Origin of the sequence: Streptomyces stelliscabiei (assembly GCF_014873495.1) — a bacterium.
Lineage (GTDB): Bacteria > Actinomycetota > Actinomycetes > Streptomycetales > Streptomycetaceae > Streptomyces > Streptomyces bottropensis.
Genome location: NZ_JADBGF010000001.1, coordinates 7,721,195 through 7,736,444 on the forward strand (window position 1 = coordinate 7,721,195; position 15,250 = coordinate 7,736,444).

The window sequence follows — 15,250 nt, forward strand, 5'->3', positions numbered from 1 at the left end:
GCCTCTCACGCGTTACGTGCGCTGGAGACACCGCAGACACCCAGAGGGGGAGAGCGCGACATGGCAACGGATTACGACACCCCACGCAAGACCGACGACGACGTCGACTCGGACAGCCTGGAAGAGCTCAAGGCTCGCCGGAACGACAAGTCGACGTCCGCCGTGGATGTAGACGAGTTCGAGGCGGCAGAAGGCCTGGAACTGCCCGGGGCCGACCTCTCGAACGAGGAGCTGGCCGTCCGGGTGCTGCCCAAGCAGCAGGACGAGTTCACCTGCATGAGCTGCTTCCTGGTGCACCACCGCAGCCAGCTGGCCCGCGAGAAGAACGGTCAGCCGATCTGCCGCGACTGCGACTGAGGCAGGGTCGGCCGTGACTGGCTCGACCCCTCCTTGGAAGCGCCGCTCCCGCAAGGGGGCGGACCCGGGGCCCGAAGTGGGTTCCGACGGCGTGCGTGACGACGGGCGGGGCTCCTCCGAACAGGGAGAGGCCTCGCTCGAACGGGCGTCCGCCATGGCGTCGGGGGGCGCCACGGATGAGCAGGAACGTCTGCCCGTACCGGTGGACGCCCCGGCGCAGGTCGCCACCCGGCGCGCGGCCGTCGTCCGCGCGGGACTGAAACAGGGCCTGAAGGTCGGGGCCCGCAAGAGCGGTGACCGGGCCCGAGCGGGGCTCGCGTACATCACCGAACGGATCATCGAGATCGCCCCGCGGATTCCCGTACGCGATCTCGCGACCCTGCGTGCCCAGTTCCCGGGGCTGGGGCCCGAGCAGATCGCCGACAAGCTCGTCGCCGGGGCCGCCAACGCGACCTCCACGGTGGGCGCGGGCGTCGGGGCCGCCGCGATGCTGCCGGCGCCGCCCGCCATGCCCGCGGAGCTGGCCGCCGAGATCACCGGGGTCGCCGCCATCGAGCTGAAGCTCATCGCCGAGCTGCACGAGGTGTACGGCGCGCGGCCGCCGGGGAACCTGCGGCAGCGCAGTACCGCCTACCTGAACTCCTGGTCCGGCGAGCGCGGCATCGACGTGACCAGACCCTCCACGGTCAACTCCGCGCTCGGCGGCCAGATGAAGCGGCAGCTGCGTCAGCAGATCATGAAGCGCATGGTGCGGGACCTGCCGAACCTGATGCCGTTCCTGGTCGGCGCGGCGGTCGGGGCGGTCATGAACCACCGGGACACCAAGCGCGTCGCGGAGCGCATCCGCAAGGACCTGCGGCGCACACAGGTGCCGTGGGAGGCGCTGCCGGAACTTCCGCCGCTGGAGAAGCCGGCCGATCCCCTGGCGGTGGGTGAACTGCCCGAGGAACTGGGCGGGGGCTGAGCGCCGGTAAGAGTTCGGCGAGAAACCGTGCCGCACCGGGAGAGGTGCGCCCCGGGGGCTCGCCGCGCTACGCCGTCGTCCGCGCCGCTTCCAGGGCGGCGACCAGGCGCTCCGGCTCCCTCGTCGACAGGTACACGTACGGGGTGGGGTCGGCCGGGTCGGTGACCGGGATGCGCAGGGCGGTCGGGATGTAGGCGCGCAGGAGCATGAACGCGTGCGGGTTGGCCTTGTACGTGCGCCAGGCCTGGGCCTCCTCACGGTCCAGGATCTCCGGCTCGCCCAGGGCGCTCACCGGGATCTTCGCCTCGCCCGCGACCAGGGAACCGCCGACGACACGGATGCGTACCGAGCCGTACGAGCTGGCGACGACCGCCGCGACCGCGGTGCCGCCGACGAGCCCGCCCAGCAGGGGGAGGGTGCCGAACGGCAGCAGGATGAGGGCCATCGAGACGCCGACCAGGAAGCAGACGAGCCACCAGGTGCGGGGCGCGGTGAGGCGTTCTTCGTACGGCGAGGCGGGGAGCTGCATGGCGTCAAGCTTGGCATGCGGACCCTCCCGCCCCGGAATAGGGGCGTCCGAGGGGAAACCCTGTCCGTAGGGACGGTGGCCGGACGCTGACGGGCGGGTAAGGTCTGCGCCTGTGAGAGGTACTTCCGCGGCCCTGCGCCCCCCGGCTGACGCCACGGCGCCCGTACGGCATCCCGAGGCGCCCGCCCCCGGTGAGCCGCTCGGCGCGCACTACGGGCAGTGTTTCGGCTGTGGTGGTGAGCAGCCGCACGGGCTGCATCTGGAGGCGACGGCCGGTGAGGGCGTCACTCTCACCGCCGAGTTCACGGTGCGGCCCGCGCACCAGGGAGCCCCGGGCCTCGCGCACGGCGGAGTCCTGGCCAGCGCCCTGGACGAGACCCTCGGCTCCCTCACCTGGCTGCTGCGCACCATCGCGGTGACCGGGCGGCTGGAGACGGACTTCCTGCGGCCCGTCCCCGTCGGCACCGTGCTGCATCTGCGTGCCGAGGCGACGGCGGTGGCCGGACGCAAGATCTTCGCGACGGCCGAGGGGCGCATCGGCGCTCCCGACGGTCCCCTGGCCGTCCGCGCCGACGCGCTGTTCGTCGAGGTCAAGGTCGACCACTTCATCGACCACGGGCGCGACGAGGAGATCCGCGCGGCCATGGACGACCCCGACCAGGTCCGGCGGGCCCGCGCCTTCGAGGTGAACCCGTGAGCGACGGCCGTACCCCTCTCGACGTCCTGATCCGGCGCGTCGACCCCGACGTGCCGCTGCCGGACTACGCGCGCCCCGGTGACGCGGGAGCCGATCTGCGCACCACCGAGAGCCGGGAGCTGAAGCCCGGCGAACGGGCCGTACTGCCCACGGGAGTGTCCATCGCGCTCCCGGAGGGGTACGCGGCCTTCGTACACCCACGGTCCGGCCTCGCCGCCCGCTGCGGCGTCGCCCTGGTGAATGCCCCGGGGACGGTTGATGCCGGGTACCGTGGGGAGATCAAGGTGATCGTGGTGAATCTCGACCCGCATGAAGCCGTGCGGTTCGAGCGCTTCGACCGGATTGCCCAACTGGTCGTCCAGCAGGTCGAGAAGGTGCGCTTCCAGGAGGTGGCGGAGCTTCCCGACTCGGCGCGGGCCGAGGGGGGCTTCGGGTCCACGGGCGGTCATGCCGCCGTGGGCGGCACAACGGGTGGGAATCGATACGCTTCGGTCGTATCCGACCGGGAAGGACAGTGACGTGTTCGGACGTCGCAAGAAGAAGGGTTCCGCCGAGGACGCGGCGGACGCGGCGAGCGAGGCCGAGCAGGTCGACGGCGTCGCTGGGGACGTCGACACCGAGGCGGACGAGGGCGGCCGGGAGCGCGTACGGCTCGAACCGGAGCCCCGCCCCGACGGTCCGTGGGACAGCACCGAGGTGCGCGAGCCCGGCGAGGGCCGGGTGGACCTCGGCGGCATCTTCGTGCCCGGAGTCGACGGCATGGAGCTGCGGGTCGAGGTCGCGGGCGACGCGATCGTCGCCGCGACCGTCGTGCTCCGCGACAGCGCGGTCCAGCTGCAGGCCTTCGCCGCGCCCAAGCGCGAGGGCATCTGGGGCGAGGTACGCGAGGAGATCGCCTCCGGCATCACCCAGCAGGGCGGTGTCATCGACGAGGTCGAGGGCCCCCTCGGCTGGGAGCTGCGCGCCCAGGTGCCGGTGCAGCTGCCGGACGGCACGGGCGGCTTCCAGGTCGTCCGGTTCGTCGGCGTGGACGGGCCCCGCTGGTTCCTGCGCGGAGTGATCTCCGGCCGGGGCGCGGTGGAGCCGCAGACCGCCGGGCTGTTGGAGCAGATCTTCCGGGACACGGTCGTCGTCCGCGGCGAGGGCCCCATGGCCCCGCGCGACCCGATCGTCCTCAAGCTGCCGAACGACGCGCAGATGGTCCCCGAGGGTGTCCAGCAGGACGAGCAGGCCGGCTCCCGCTTCTCCGGAGGCATGGGGCAGCTGCAGCGCGGACCGGAGATCACCGAGGTGCGCTGAGCGTTCGGTGCTCGGTGGGGCCGTATCCCTGGCGGGGTGCGGCCCTTTGCCATGCGCTGTCCGCTGTCCGCTGTCCGCTGTCCGCTGTCTGCTGTCTGCCGTCCGCCGTCTGCCGTCCGCCGCCCGCTCCCGTGGTCCTGCCTGCCGCCCGCTGTTCGCCGTCCGGTGCGCGTCAGGGTTACGTCAAAGAGCCGCTCCGGCGTGTCTCCCGTCCCCTTTGCCGTGATTATTGGCCGTAGGGTCGACGCTGCGTAGGCAGCGGTCACGAGCGACCACGGTCACGGGAAGACACTGGGGACATGGCACGCGGAAAGCTTCGGATCTACCTCGGCGCGGCACCGGGCGTCGGCAAGACCTACGCGATGCTGTCCGAAGCGCACCGCCGGACCGAACGCGGCACCGACTGCGTGGTGGCCGTCGTGGAGCACCACGGCCGCCCGCGTACCGAGGTGATGCTGCACGGTCTCGAACAGATCCCGCGCCGTGAGCTGAAGTACCGGGACGCGGTCTTCACCGAGATGGACGTGGACGCCGTCCTCGCCCGGCGGCCGCGCGTGGCCCTCGTGGACGAACTGGCCCACACCAACGTGCCCGGCTCCCGCAACGACCGGCGCTGGCAGGACGTCCAGGAACTGCTCACGGCCGGCGTCGACGTCATATCGACCGTCAACATCCAGCACCTGGAGTCCCTCGGTGATGTCGTCGAGTCGATAACGGGCGTACGGCAGCGCGAGACCGTGCCCGACGAGGTGGTACGGCGGGCCGACGAGATAGAGCTGGTCGACATGTCCCCGCAGGCGCTGCGGCGACGGATGGCGCACGGCAACGTCTACCAGTCGGACAAGGTCGACGCGGCCCTGTCGAACTACTTCCGGCCCGGGAACCTGACCGCGCTGCGCGAGCTGGCGCTGCTGTGGGTGGCGGACCGGGTCGACGAGTACCTGAACGCCTACCGCAGCGAGCACCAGGTGTCGCGGATCTGGGGATCGCGCGAGCGGATCGTGGTGGGGCTCACCGGCGGCCCCGAGGGGCGGACCCTGATCCGGCGGGCCGCCCGGCTCGCCGAGAAGGGCGCGGGCGGCGAGGTCATGGCCGTCTACATCGCCCGCAGCGACGGGCTGACCTCGGCCTCGCCCAAGGAACTCGCCGTTCAGCGCACCCTCGTCGAGGACCTCGGCGGCACCTTCCACCACGTCGTCGGCGACGACATCCCGGCGGCGCTGCTGGCCTTCGCGCGCGGGGTCAACGCCACTCAGATCGTGCTCGGCGTCTCGCGCCGCAAGAGCTGGCAGTACGTGCTCGGACCGGGTGTCGGCGCGACCGTCGCCCGGAACTCGGGACCCGACCTGGACGTCCACCTCATCACCCACGACGAGGCGGGCAAGGGGCGCGGGCTGCCCGTCGCGCGGGGCGCGCGGCTCGGCCGGGCCCGGATGATCTGGGGCTGGCTGGCCGGGACGGTGGGCCCGTTGCTGCTGGCCCTGCTGCTCGCCAACGCCGCGAGGGACCTGGGCCTCACCAACGACATGCTGTTGTTCCTGTCGCTGACGGTGGCCGCGGCCCTGCTGGGCGGTCTGCTGCCCGCCCTGGCCGCCGCCGTGCTGGGATCACTGCTGCTCAACTGGTTCTTCACACCCCCCGTCCACACCCTGACCGTCGACGACCCGACGAACATCGTCGCCATCGTGGTCTTCATAGGGGTCGCGGTGGCGGTGGCGTCCGTGGTGGACCTCGCGGCCCGGCGCACCCACCAGGCGGCCCGGCTGCGCGCCGAGTCGGAGATCCTGTCCTTCCTCGCGGGCAGCGTGCTGCGCGGGGAGACCAGCCTGGAGGCGCTGCTGGAGCGAGTACGGGAGACCTTCGGGATGGAGTCGGTGGCCCTGCTGGAGCGCGGGAGCGACGTGGAGCCGTGGACCTGCGCGGGCAGCGTGGGCCCCCGCCGGGTGGACCGTCCGGAGGCCGCGGACGTGGACATGCCGGTCGGCGACCACATGGCGCTCGCCCTGTCCGGACGCGTCCTGCCCGCCGAGGACCGCCGGGTGCTCGCCGCTTTCGCTGCCCAGGCCGCCGTCGTACTGGACCGGCGGCGCCTGCAGCAGGAGGCAGACCAGGCCAAGGAGCTGGCCGAGGGCAACCGCATCCGCACCGCGCTGCTCGCCGCCGTCAGCCACGATCTGCGCACCCCGCTGGCCGGCATCAAGGCCGCCGTCTCTTCCCTGCGCTCCGACGACGTGGCCTGGTCGCCGCAGGACGAGGCCGAGCTGCTCGCCGGGATCGAGGAGGGCGCCGACCGGCTCGACCACCTCGTGGGCAACCTCCTCGACATGTCCCGCCTCCAGACCGGCACCGTCACCACGCTGATCCGCGAGATCGACCTCGACGAGGTGGTGCCGATGGCCCTCGGCGGCGTTCCCGAGGGCAGCGTCGGACTGGAGATCCCCGAGAGCCTGCCCATGGTCGCCGTCGACCCCGGGCTGCTGGAGCGCGCGGTCGCCAACATCGTCGAGAACGCCGTCAAGTACAGCCCGCCCGGCACGCCCGCCCAGGTCTCCGCCAGCGCCCTCGGCGGCCGGGTCGAGGTCCGGGTCACCGACCGGGGCCCCGGCGTCCCGGACGAGGCCAAGGAGCGCATCTTCGCCCCCTTCCAGCGCCACGGGGACGCTCCGCGCGGGACCGGCGTGGGGCTGGGCCTCGCGGTCGCCCGCGGCTTCGCCGAGGCGATGGGCGGCACGCTGGACGCCGAGGACACGCCTGGCGGGGGGCTCACGATGGTCCTCACGGTGCGGGCGGTGGCGAAGGGCGCCACGGCGGTGGCGGCAGGGGCGTCGGACGGGGCGCCCTCGGCCTCGCCCTCGGCCCCGTCACCGTGCGGGGGCACGCCGACAGGTGCGGGTGGGCGGGCCGACGTGGGCCCCTCGGCCGACGCGGGTGGATCCGGTCGTGGGGCCGTGTCGGTGGAGAGGCGGGGCAGATGACCCGGGTGCTCGTGGTCGACGACGAGCCGCAGATCGTGCGGGCGCTCGTGATCAACCTCAAGGCACGCAAGTACGAGGTCGACGCGGCCCATGACGGTGCGACGGCCCTCGAACTCGCCGCCGCCCGGCACCCCGACGTCGTGGTCCTCGACCTCGGGCTGCCCGACATGGACGGCGTCGAGGTGATCAACGGGCTGCGCGGCTGGACCCGGGTGCCGATCATCGTGCTCTCCGCCCGCCACACCTCCGACGAGAAGGTCGAGGCCCTGGACGCCGGCGCCGACGACTACGTCACCAAACCCTTCGGCATGGACGAGTTGCTCGCCCGGCTGCGCGCCGCCGTCCGGCGTGCCGAGCCCGTCGGGGGCGAGGAGGGCGACGTGATCGTGGAGACCGACGACTTCACCGTGGACCTGGCCGCGAAGAAGGTGAACCGGGACGGCAGGGACGTCCGGCTGACACCCACCGAATGGCACCTCCTGGAGGTACTGGTCCGCAACACCGGGCGCCTGGTCGGCCAGAAGCAGCTGCTCCAGGAGGTCTGGGGGCCGTCGTACGGGACGGAGACCAACTACCTCCGCGTCTACATGGCCCAGCTCAGGCGCAAGCTGGAGGGCGACCCGTCCCGGCCGAGGCACTTCATCACCGAGGCGGGGATGGGGTACCGCTTCGAGAAGTAGCCGGGGGTACGGCTCTCTCGGCGCACCCCGGTACGCTTTTGTCATGAGTGCTGTTCCTCGTTCCGAGAAGCCGGCGGGCCGGTTCCGGCGCATGCTCGACCGGCTCTCCTCGTCCCAGACGGACCTGGAGTCCGAGGAGCTGCGCGAGGACGCGGACACCGCGGGCTGCACGCGCATCTGTGACTGCCACGACCGACAGATAGTGACGGTTACTGGTACCTTGCGCACGGTCACGCTGCGCCCCCGGGCCGGTGTCCCGGCCCTGGAGGCCGAGCTGTTCGACGGTTCCGCCGCGCTGGACGTGGTGTGGCTGGGCCGGCGCTCCATCGTCGGGATAGAGCCGGGGCGCAAGCTGATCGCATCCGGCCGGGTCTCGATGAGCCGGGGCCGTAGGGTGCTGTTCAACCCGAAGTACGAACTCAGACCCCTCGGACGGGAGTAGCCGGTGACGTCGCTCGACAAGCCGACGGAAGACGCCCAGCGCGGCGTCCAGGACGCACAGGGCGGACAGGACGGCTCGCAGGACTCCAGGGCGGTGACGGAGGCCGCACTGTTCGAGGCGTTCGGTGGCGTGCGCGGCATGGTCGAGACCGTGCTCCCGGGCCTGCTCTTCGTCTCCATCTTCACGATCAACAAGGACCTGCACTCCGCGGCCCTCGCGGCCCTCGGTGTCTCCGTCCTGCTGGTCGTGGTGCGGCTCGTCATGAAGGACACCGTCAAGCACGCCTTCAGCGGTGTCTTCGGGGTCGCCTTCGGCGTGGTCTTCGCGATGATGACCGGCAACGCCAAGGACTTCTATCTGCCGGGCATGCTGTACACGCTGGGCCTCGGGCTCGCGTACATCATCACGACGCTGGCCGGTGTGCCGCTGATCGGCCTGATGCTCGGCCCGGTCTTCAAGGAGAACCTGTCCTGGCGGACGCGGAACCCCGGCCGCAAGAAGGCGTACGCGAAGGCCAGTTACGCCTGGGGTGCGATCCTGCTCGCCAAGTGCGCGATCCTCTTCCCGCTCTACTGGTGGGCCGACACCACCCAGCTGGGCTGGGTGCTCATCGCCCTGAAGATCCCGCCGTTCCTGCTCGCGGTGTGGCTGACCTGGATCTTCCTCGCGAAGGCGCCGGCTCCCATCGACGTGTTCGCGGAGATGGAGGCGGAGGAGCGCGCGGCGGAGGAGCGGAAGGCCGCGGCGCGGTCCGCCGAGTAGCCGCGGTCTGCCGGGCGGATGCCGGGTGCGGGCGCGGGTACCGGCGCGGGCCCACCGGGGGCTGCGCCCCCGGACCCCCGCTTCTGCCTGAAGGGCCTCGTCCTCAAGCGCCGGGCGCGGGCGGGCTGGAGGGGGCGGGGACGGGCTGGAGGGCCCCAGTGGGGTGCGCGGCACCGCTGCGAGGGCACCTGACAGAGGCACCGACCCCGGAGGCGCTGCGGTGCCGCACCGGGCGGGACGCTGAGCAGCGGCACTGACCAGAAGCCCTGAACAAGAGCATTGCGGAGCGGTTCCGGGCAGAGGCACCGCGCAGCCGTACCGGGCGGAGGGGCTGCCCGACGGGAACCGGCCGTAAGCGCTGCCCGTTGGACCGGCGGACCGGCCGGAGGCGCTGCGGGCCCGCACCGGGGCGCAAGCACTGAGCAGCGGCGCCGGACAGTCGCGCCGACCCGCAGTACCGAAAGCGAAGCCGATCCCGCAGTACCGAGAGCGAAGTCGCCCCCCCCCGCGGTGCCGAGAGCAGAGCGCACCCCCCCGCGGTATCGAAAGCGCAACCGACCCGCGGTACCGAAAGCGAAGGGGCGCCCGGAATTCTCCGGGCGCCCCTTGTTGTCGTTGCCGTGAGGCGGTCGCTCAGCTCGTCGCGTCCTCACGGCGGACCGAGAGGAGGTCCTCCAGCTGCTCCTCGCGAGCCTGGGCGGCCACGAACAGCAGTTCGTCACCCGCCTCCAGGGAGTCGTCCGCGGTGGGGGTGAGGACCCGGGTGCCGCGGATGATCGTGACCAGGGAGGTGTCCTCCGGCCACTCGACGTCGCCCACCTGCGTGCCGGCCAGGGCCGACTCGGGCGGCAGGGTCAGTTCGACCAGGTTGGCGTCGCCGTGGCTGAAGCGGAGGAGCCGGACCAGGTCACCGACGCTGACCGCCTCCTCGACCAGGGCCGACATCAGCCGCGGGGTCGACACGGCCACGTCCACGCCCCAGGACTCGTTGAACAGCCACTCGTTCTTGGGGTTGTTGACGCGGGCGACGACGCGCGGGACGCCGTACTCCGTCTTCGCCAGCAGCGAGACGACGAGGTTGACCTTGTCGTCGCCGGTCGCGGCGATGACGACGTTGCAGCGCTGGAGCGCGGCCTCGTCCAGCGAGGTGATCTCGCAGGCGTCGGCCAGCAGCCACTCCGCCTGGGGGACGCGCTCGACCGAGATCGCGGTCGGCGCCTTGTCGATGAGCAGGATCTCGTGGCCGTTCTCCAGCAGTTCGCCCGCGATCGAGCGGCCCACCGCTCCGGCTCCGGCAATGGCGACCCTCATCAGTGACCGCCCTCTTCGTCGGGGCCCTCGGCGAAGGTCGCCTCGACCTTCTCCACGTCGTCCGTCCGCATCATCACGTGCACGAGGTCGCCCTCCTGCAGCACCGTCTGCGAGGTCGGCAGAACCGCCTCGCCCAGGCGGGTGAGGAAGGCGACGCGGACCCCGGTCTCCTCCTGCATCTTGCTGATCTTGTGGCCCACCCAGGCGGACGAGGCGTGCACCTCGGCGAGCTGGACGCCGCCGGTGGGATCGCGCCACAGCGGCTCGGCCCCGGAGGGCAGCAGCCGGCGGAGCATCTGGTCGGCGGTCCAGCGGACCGTGGCGACCGTCGGGATGCCGAGGCGCTGGTAGACCTCCGCGCGGCGGGGGTCGTAGATCCGTGCCGCCACGTTGTCGATGCCGAACATCTCGCGGGCGACGCGGGCGGCGATGATGTTCGAGTTGTCGCCGCTGGAGACGGCGGCGAACGCGCCCGCCTCCTCGATGCCCGCCTCGCGCAGGGTGTCGCGGTCGAAGCCGATCCCGGTGACGCGCCGGCCGCCGAAACCCGAGCCCAGACGACGGAAGGCCGTGGGGTCCCGGTCGATCACGGCGACCGTGTGCCCCTGTTGCTCCAGGGTCTGGGCGAGGGTGGAACCCACTCGCCCGCAGCCCATGATGACGATGTGCACGACCGTCCTTCCGGTGTCAATAGCTACTGTTCAGCCGAAACGTCGAAAACAGGGTCTCAGACCGTCGCCCAAGCTACACACGTGCGGTCCACCGGGGGCACCCCCGTGCAGACTCGGGTCACATCGTGGGACGACGTCGGCTGATCCGGCGGACGCTGATCCCCGTCAGGACGCCCAGCCCGAGTAGGGAGGCGAGAGCGCCGATCAACTCCGCGGTCGCGGCCTGCATGGGGTCTCCAGAGGGTGAGGTGGACGAGTACGTCACGGCGTTCGTCGTGGACGCGGAGCACGCCCGGCGGTCGGCGAGCGCCTCCGGCAGGTGTTGCGAGCGCACGGGATTCGTCATATAGACGTGAGGACGCGGTCCATGAGACCGGAGGATGCGTGACGTGACGCACTTCGCAGCCGTCCCGGGAAGGATTTCACCCCGGGGCCCGCCGGGATTTCACCCGGATGTGCCCAGAACCAGTCGGGGCGCTTACGATCCTCTGCGTGTCCAAACTGACCGACGTGCCCAAACGGATCCTGATCGGGCGGGCCCTGCGCAGCGACCGGCTGGGCGAAACGCTCCTGCCGAAGCGCATCGCACTCCCCGTCTTCGCCTCCGACCCGCTCTCGTCCGTGGCGTACGCACCCGGAGAGGTGCTGCTGGTCCTCTCCATCGCGGGCGTGTCGGCCTACCACTTCAGCCCTTGGATCGCCGTCGCGGTCGTCGTGCTGATGTTCACCGTCGTGGCGTCCTACCGCCAGAACGTGCACGCCTACCCGAGCGGCGGCGGCGACTACGAGGTGGCGAACACCAACCTCGGCCCCAAGGCCGGTCTCACCGTCGCCAGCGCGCTCCTCGTCGACTACGTCCTCACCGTCGCCGTGTCGATCTCCTCTGGCGTGGAGAACCTCGGTTCGGCCATCCCCTTCTTCGTCGAGCACAAGGTGTTGTGCGCGATCGGCATCATCGTGCTGCTCACGCTGATGAACCTGCGCGGGGTGAAGGAGTCGGGCAAGCTCTTCGCGATCCCGACCTACGTGTTCGTCGTCGGTGTCTTCCTGATGATCGCGTGGGGCGCGTTCCGCGGGCTGGTCCTCGACGAGACCATGCGGGCGCCGACCGCCGACCTGGCGATCAAGCCCGAGCACCAGGGTCTGGCCGGCTTCGCGCTCGTCTTCCTGCTGCTGCGCGCGTTCTCCTCCGGCTGTGCCGCCCTCACCGGGGTCGAGGCCATCTCCAACGGCGTCCCCGCCTTCCGCAAGCCCAAGTCGAAGAACGCGGCCACCACGCTGGCCGCGATGGGCCTGCTCGCGGTCACCATGTTCTGCGGCATCATCGGCCTCGCCATGGCCACCAAGGTGCGGATGGCGGAGAACCCGGCGAACGACCTGTTCCGCGACGGCACCCCGGTCGGCGACTCCTACGTCCAGAACCCGGTGATCTCCCAGGTGGCCGCCGCCGTCTTCGGGGACGGCACGTTCCTCTTCGTCGTGCTGGCCGCCGCCACCGCCCTCGTGCTGTTCCTGGCCGCCAACACCGCCTACAACGGCTTCCCGCTGCTCGGTTCGATCCTCGCCCAGGACCGCTACCTCCCGCGCCAACTGCACACCCGCGGCGACCGCCTCGCCTTCTCCAACGGCATCGTGCTGCTGGCCGGCGCCGCCGTGCTCCTGGTGTGGATCTACGGCGCCGACTCCACGCGTCTGATCCAGCTGTACATCGTCGGGGTGTTCGTCTCCTTCACGCTCAGCCAGACCGGCATGGTCCGGCACTGGAACCGCCATCTGCGCACCGAGAAGGACCCGGCCAAGCGGCGCCACATGGTCCGCTCCCGCGCGATCAACACCTTCGGCGCCTTCTTCACCGGCCTGGTCCTGATCGTCGTCCTCGGCACCAAGTTCACGCACGGGGCCTGGGTCGCCCTGCTCGGCATGGTGATCTTCTACGCGACGATGACGGCCATCCGTAAGCACTACGACCGGGTCGCCGCGGAGATCGCCGCGCCGGAGGGCCCGAGCGACGACGTCGTCCGCCCGTCGAGGGTCCACTCCGTGGTGCTGATCTCCCGGATCCACCGCCCCACCCTGCGGGCCCTCGCCTACGCCAAGCTGATGCGCTCGCACACCCTGGAGGCGCTCAGCGTCAACGTCGACCCGGTCGAGACCAAGGCCCTCCAGGAGGAGTGGACGCGGCGCGGCATCGACGTACCGCTGAAGGTCCTCGACTCGCCCTACCGCGAGGTCACCCGGCCGGTCATCGAGTACGTCAAGGGGCTGCGCAAGGAGTCGCCGCGCGACGCGGTGTCGGTGATCATCCCCGAGTACGTGGTCGGTCACTGGTACGAGCACCTGCTGCACAACCAGAGCGCGCTCCGGCTCAAGGGCCGACTGTTGTTCACGCCCGGTGTCATGGTCACCTCCGTGCCGTACCAGCTGGAGTCCTCCGAGGTCGCCAAGCGGCGGGCGCGCAAGCGGCAGGAGTGGAGCGCGCCGGGCTCGGTACGGCGCGGACCGGCGCACGAGCGGCCGAAGGAATCCTCGGCCAAGGCGTCGGCCAAGGCGTCGGGCAAGGCACCGGACAAGCCGTCGGGAACGTCGTCGGCCGACCACGGCTGACCCGCTCCCGGGCCGACGCGCGCCCGGGCCACGCGCTCCCCGGCCGACGTTCGTGGTCAACGGTCGGACGGCACCCACGTAGACTGGTGGGCTGTTGTCCGGCCGTTGTCGCGTTCCCCATCTTCTGGAGTCACCCCACCATGCAGGCAGAACCGAAGAAATCGCTGGTGGGAGAGGAGTACGAGGTCGAGGTCGGCCCCGTCGCCCACGGCGGCCACTGCATCGCGCGTACGTCCGAGGGCCAGGTCCTCTTCGTCCGGCACGCGCTGCCGGGCGAGCGGGTCGTGGCGCGGGTGACCGACGGCGAGGAGGGGGCGCGTTTCCTGCGGGCGGACGCGGTCTCGGTCCTCACGGCCTCCAAGGACCGTGTCGAGGCCCCCTGCCCCTACGCCGGCCCCGGCCGCTGCGGCGGCTGCGACTGGCAGCACGCCAAGCCCGGCGCCCAGCGGCGCTTCAAGGGCGAGGTCATCGCGGAGCAGCTGCAGCGGCTCGCGGGCCTCACGCCCGAGGAGGCGGGCTGGGACGGCACGGTCATGCCGGCCGAGGGCGACAAGGTTCCGGCGGGCGAGGTTCCGGCGTGGCGCACGCGCGTGCAGTACGCGGTGGACGCCGAGGGCCGGGCCGGGCTGCGCAGGCACCGCTCGCACGAGGTCGAGCCGATCGACCGCTGCATGATCGCCGCGCCGGGCGTCTCCGAACTGGGCATCGAGAAGCGCGACTGGGCGGGCATGGCCTCCATCGACGCGATCGCCGCCACCGGTTCGCAGGACCGCCAGGTGATCCTCGAACCCCGGCCGGGCGCGCGCCTGCCGATCGTCGAGCTGGACCGGCCGGTGTCGGTGATGCGGGTCGAGGAGAAGGACGGGGGCGTGCACCGCGTGCACGGCCGCCCCTTCGTGCGCGAGCGCGCGGACGACCGTACGTACCGGGTCGGCAGCGGCGGCTTCTGGCAGGTCCACCCCAAGGCCGCCGACACCCTCGTCAAGGCCGTCATGCAGGGCCTGCTGCCGCGCAAGGGCGACATGGCGCTGGACCTCTACTGCGGGGTGGGCCTCTTCGCGGGCGCCCTCGCCGACCGGGTCGGCGACAAGGGCGCCGTGCTCGGCATCGAGTCCGGCAAGCGCGCGGTCGAGGACGCGCGGCACAACCTCGCCGGCTTCGACCGGGTGCGGATCGAACAGGGCAAGGTCGATGCGGTACTGCCGCGCACGGGTATCGACAAGGTCGACCTCATCGTCCTGGACCCGCCGCGCGCCGGGGCGGGCAAGAAGACCGTCCAGCACATGGCGTCGCTGGGCGCCCGCCGCATCGCCTACGTGGCCTGCGACCCGGCGGCGCTGGCGCGGGATCTCGGGTACTTCAAGGAGGGCGGGTACCGGGTTCGGATGCTGCGGGCGTTCGATCTGTTCCCGATGACGCACCATGTGGAGTGCGTGGCGATTCTCGAGCCGGCTTCAAAGGCGCTCTGACCTGCGATTTTCTTGGACTGCTCAGGTGCGTCGAGGTGTGCCCGACCTGTTCCCCGAAATACACGACGTGGAACGTGTCCTGGTGCCGGGGAATGGGTTTGATCTGCGGCTTCGTGGGGCGTCTCGCGAGGTGATGGGCGCGTTCCCCTCCGTCCATGGGGGCGTATGGGAAACCGTCCTGACGCTCATTTGACGCTGTTTCCGACGGAGCGTCAGGTGGGTGGCTGCTCCTGCGGGTGCGTAGGAAGAAGAATCGTGTATCAGAGCGTCATCAACGGGACGAGGCGCCGAGGTTGCGGTTGGACCTCCACCTACGTCTCCGAGGAGCATCCGCACCCTTTCCCGCGTCGGGACAGTTGACCTTCTCCTCGCCGGGACGACCTCCACCCGCTGCAGGGCATGGGCCGATCCACCGGCCGCCTCCTTCTCGTCAGCGGCCCGTCGCCGTCAGCTGACGAGAAGGAGGCCGACAGGTCCTGGCCGACGGCCT

Annotated in this window: 15 protein-coding genes; 11 read left to right on the forward strand and 4 right to left on the reverse strand. The window is 71.4% G+C overall.

The window, feature by feature from the left end:
• Positions 1–60: 60 nt before the first annotated feature.
• The gene (locus H4687_RS34170; RefSeq protein WP_005481602.1) at positions 61–357 is read left to right on the forward strand and encodes a DUF4193 domain-containing protein; all 297 of its coding nucleotides are present in this window, start codon (positions 61–63) and stop codon (positions 355–357) included.
• 13 nt (positions 358–370) lie between these two features.
• The gene (locus tag H4687_RS34175) at positions 371–1,321 is read left to right on the forward strand and encodes a hypothetical protein (protein ID WP_192781750.1); all 951 of its coding nucleotides are present in this window, start codon (positions 371–373) and stop codon (positions 1,319–1,321) included.
• 67 nt (positions 1,322–1,388) lie between these two features.
• Here the strand turns inward: H4687_RS34175 and H4687_RS34180 are convergent, their stop codons facing one another.
• Positions 1,389–1,850, reverse strand: a complete 462-nt coding sequence (locus H4687_RS34180) for a DUF3093 domain-containing protein (protein ID WP_005481604.1) — start codon at positions 1,848–1,850, stop codon at positions 1,389–1,391.
• Positions 1,851–1,962: 112 nt separating this feature from the next.
• On the opposite strand from H4687_RS34180, the gene H4687_RS34185 reads away from it, so the two are divergent.
• The 7 genes from H4687_RS34185 (at position 1,963) to H4687_RS34215 (ending at position 8,705) form a co-directional block, all read left to right on the forward strand.
• Complete coding sequence (locus H4687_RS34185) at positions 1,963–2,547, forward strand: PaaI family thioesterase (protein WP_046917972.1); 585 nt, start codon at positions 1,963–1,965, stop codon at positions 2,545–2,547.
• The gene (gene dut / locus H4687_RS34190) at positions 2,544–3,065 is read left to right on the forward strand and encodes a dUTP diphosphatase (RefSeq protein WP_046917971.1); all 522 of its coding nucleotides are present in this window, start codon (positions 2,544–2,546) and stop codon (positions 3,063–3,065) included. Before H4687_RS34185 ends, dut begins: the two co-directional genes overlap by 4 nt.
• A gap of 1 nt (position 3,066) precedes the next feature.
• Positions 3,067–3,846 carry a DUF3710 domain-containing protein gene (locus H4687_RS34195; protein WP_020114140.1) on the forward strand — a complete coding sequence of 260 codons (780 nt, stop codon included), beginning with the start codon at positions 3,067–3,069 and terminating at the stop codon, positions 3,844–3,846.
• Between the two features lie 299 nt (positions 3,847–4,145).
• Positions 4,146–6,821: a sensor histidine kinase gene (locus H4687_RS34200; protein ID WP_046917970.1), complete on the forward strand. Its 2,676-nt coding sequence runs from the start codon at positions 4,146–4,148 to the stop codon at positions 6,819–6,821.
• Positions 6,818–7,501 (forward strand): response regulator, encoded by a 684-nt coding sequence (locus H4687_RS34205; protein ID WP_005481621.1) that lies wholly within the window; start codon positions 6,818–6,820, stop codon positions 7,499–7,501. The genes H4687_RS34200 and H4687_RS34205 overlap by 4 nt, the downstream gene beginning before the upstream one ends.
• A gap of 43 nt (positions 7,502–7,544) precedes the next feature.
• Positions 7,545–7,943: an OB-fold nucleic acid binding domain-containing protein gene (locus H4687_RS34210; RefSeq protein WP_005481623.1), complete on the forward strand. Its 399-nt coding sequence runs from the start codon at positions 7,545–7,547 to the stop codon at positions 7,941–7,943.
• 3 nt (positions 7,944–7,946) lie between these two features.
• Positions 7,947–8,705 carry a DUF3159 domain-containing protein gene (locus tag H4687_RS34215; protein ID WP_046917969.1) on the forward strand — a complete coding sequence of 253 codons (759 nt, stop codon included), beginning with the start codon at positions 7,947–7,949 and terminating at the stop codon, positions 8,703–8,705.
• 633 nt (positions 8,706–9,338) lie between these two features.
• Here the strand turns inward: H4687_RS34215 and H4687_RS34220 are convergent.
• The 3 genes from H4687_RS34220 to H4687_RS34230 all read right to left on the reverse strand — a co-directional run bounded on the left by H4687_RS34220 (position 9,339) and on the right by H4687_RS34230 (position 11,021).
• The gene (locus H4687_RS34220) at positions 9,339–10,016 is read right to left on the reverse strand and encodes a potassium channel family protein (protein WP_028796566.1); all 678 of its coding nucleotides are present in this window, start codon (positions 10,014–10,016) and stop codon (positions 9,339–9,341) included.
• On the reverse strand, positions 10,016–10,687 hold the full coding sequence (locus H4687_RS34225; protein WP_046916039.1) for a potassium channel family protein: 672 nt from the start codon (positions 10,685–10,687) through the stop codon (positions 10,016–10,018). Before H4687_RS34225 ends, H4687_RS34220 begins: the two co-directional genes overlap by 1 nt.
• Positions 10,688–10,805: 118 nt before the next feature.
• Positions 10,806–11,021: a hypothetical protein gene (locus H4687_RS34230; RefSeq protein WP_050399289.1), complete on the reverse strand. Its 216-nt coding sequence runs from the start codon at positions 11,019–11,021 to the stop codon at positions 10,806–10,808.
• A gap of 158 nt (positions 11,022–11,179) precedes the next feature.
• On the opposite strand from H4687_RS34230, the gene H4687_RS34235 reads away from it, so the two are divergent.
• Both H4687_RS34235 and H4687_RS34240 read left to right on the forward strand, forming a co-directional pair.
• On the forward strand, positions 11,180–13,291 hold the full coding sequence (locus H4687_RS34235) for an APC family permease (protein WP_046916038.1): 2,112 nt from the start codon (positions 11,180–11,182) through the stop codon (positions 13,289–13,291).
• Positions 13,292–13,431: 140 nt separating this feature from the next.
• Positions 13,432–14,760, forward strand: a complete 1,329-nt coding sequence (locus H4687_RS34240; protein WP_046916037.1) for a class I SAM-dependent RNA methyltransferase — start codon at positions 13,432–13,434, stop codon at positions 14,758–14,760.
• Positions 14,761–15,250: the final 490 nt, after the last annotated feature.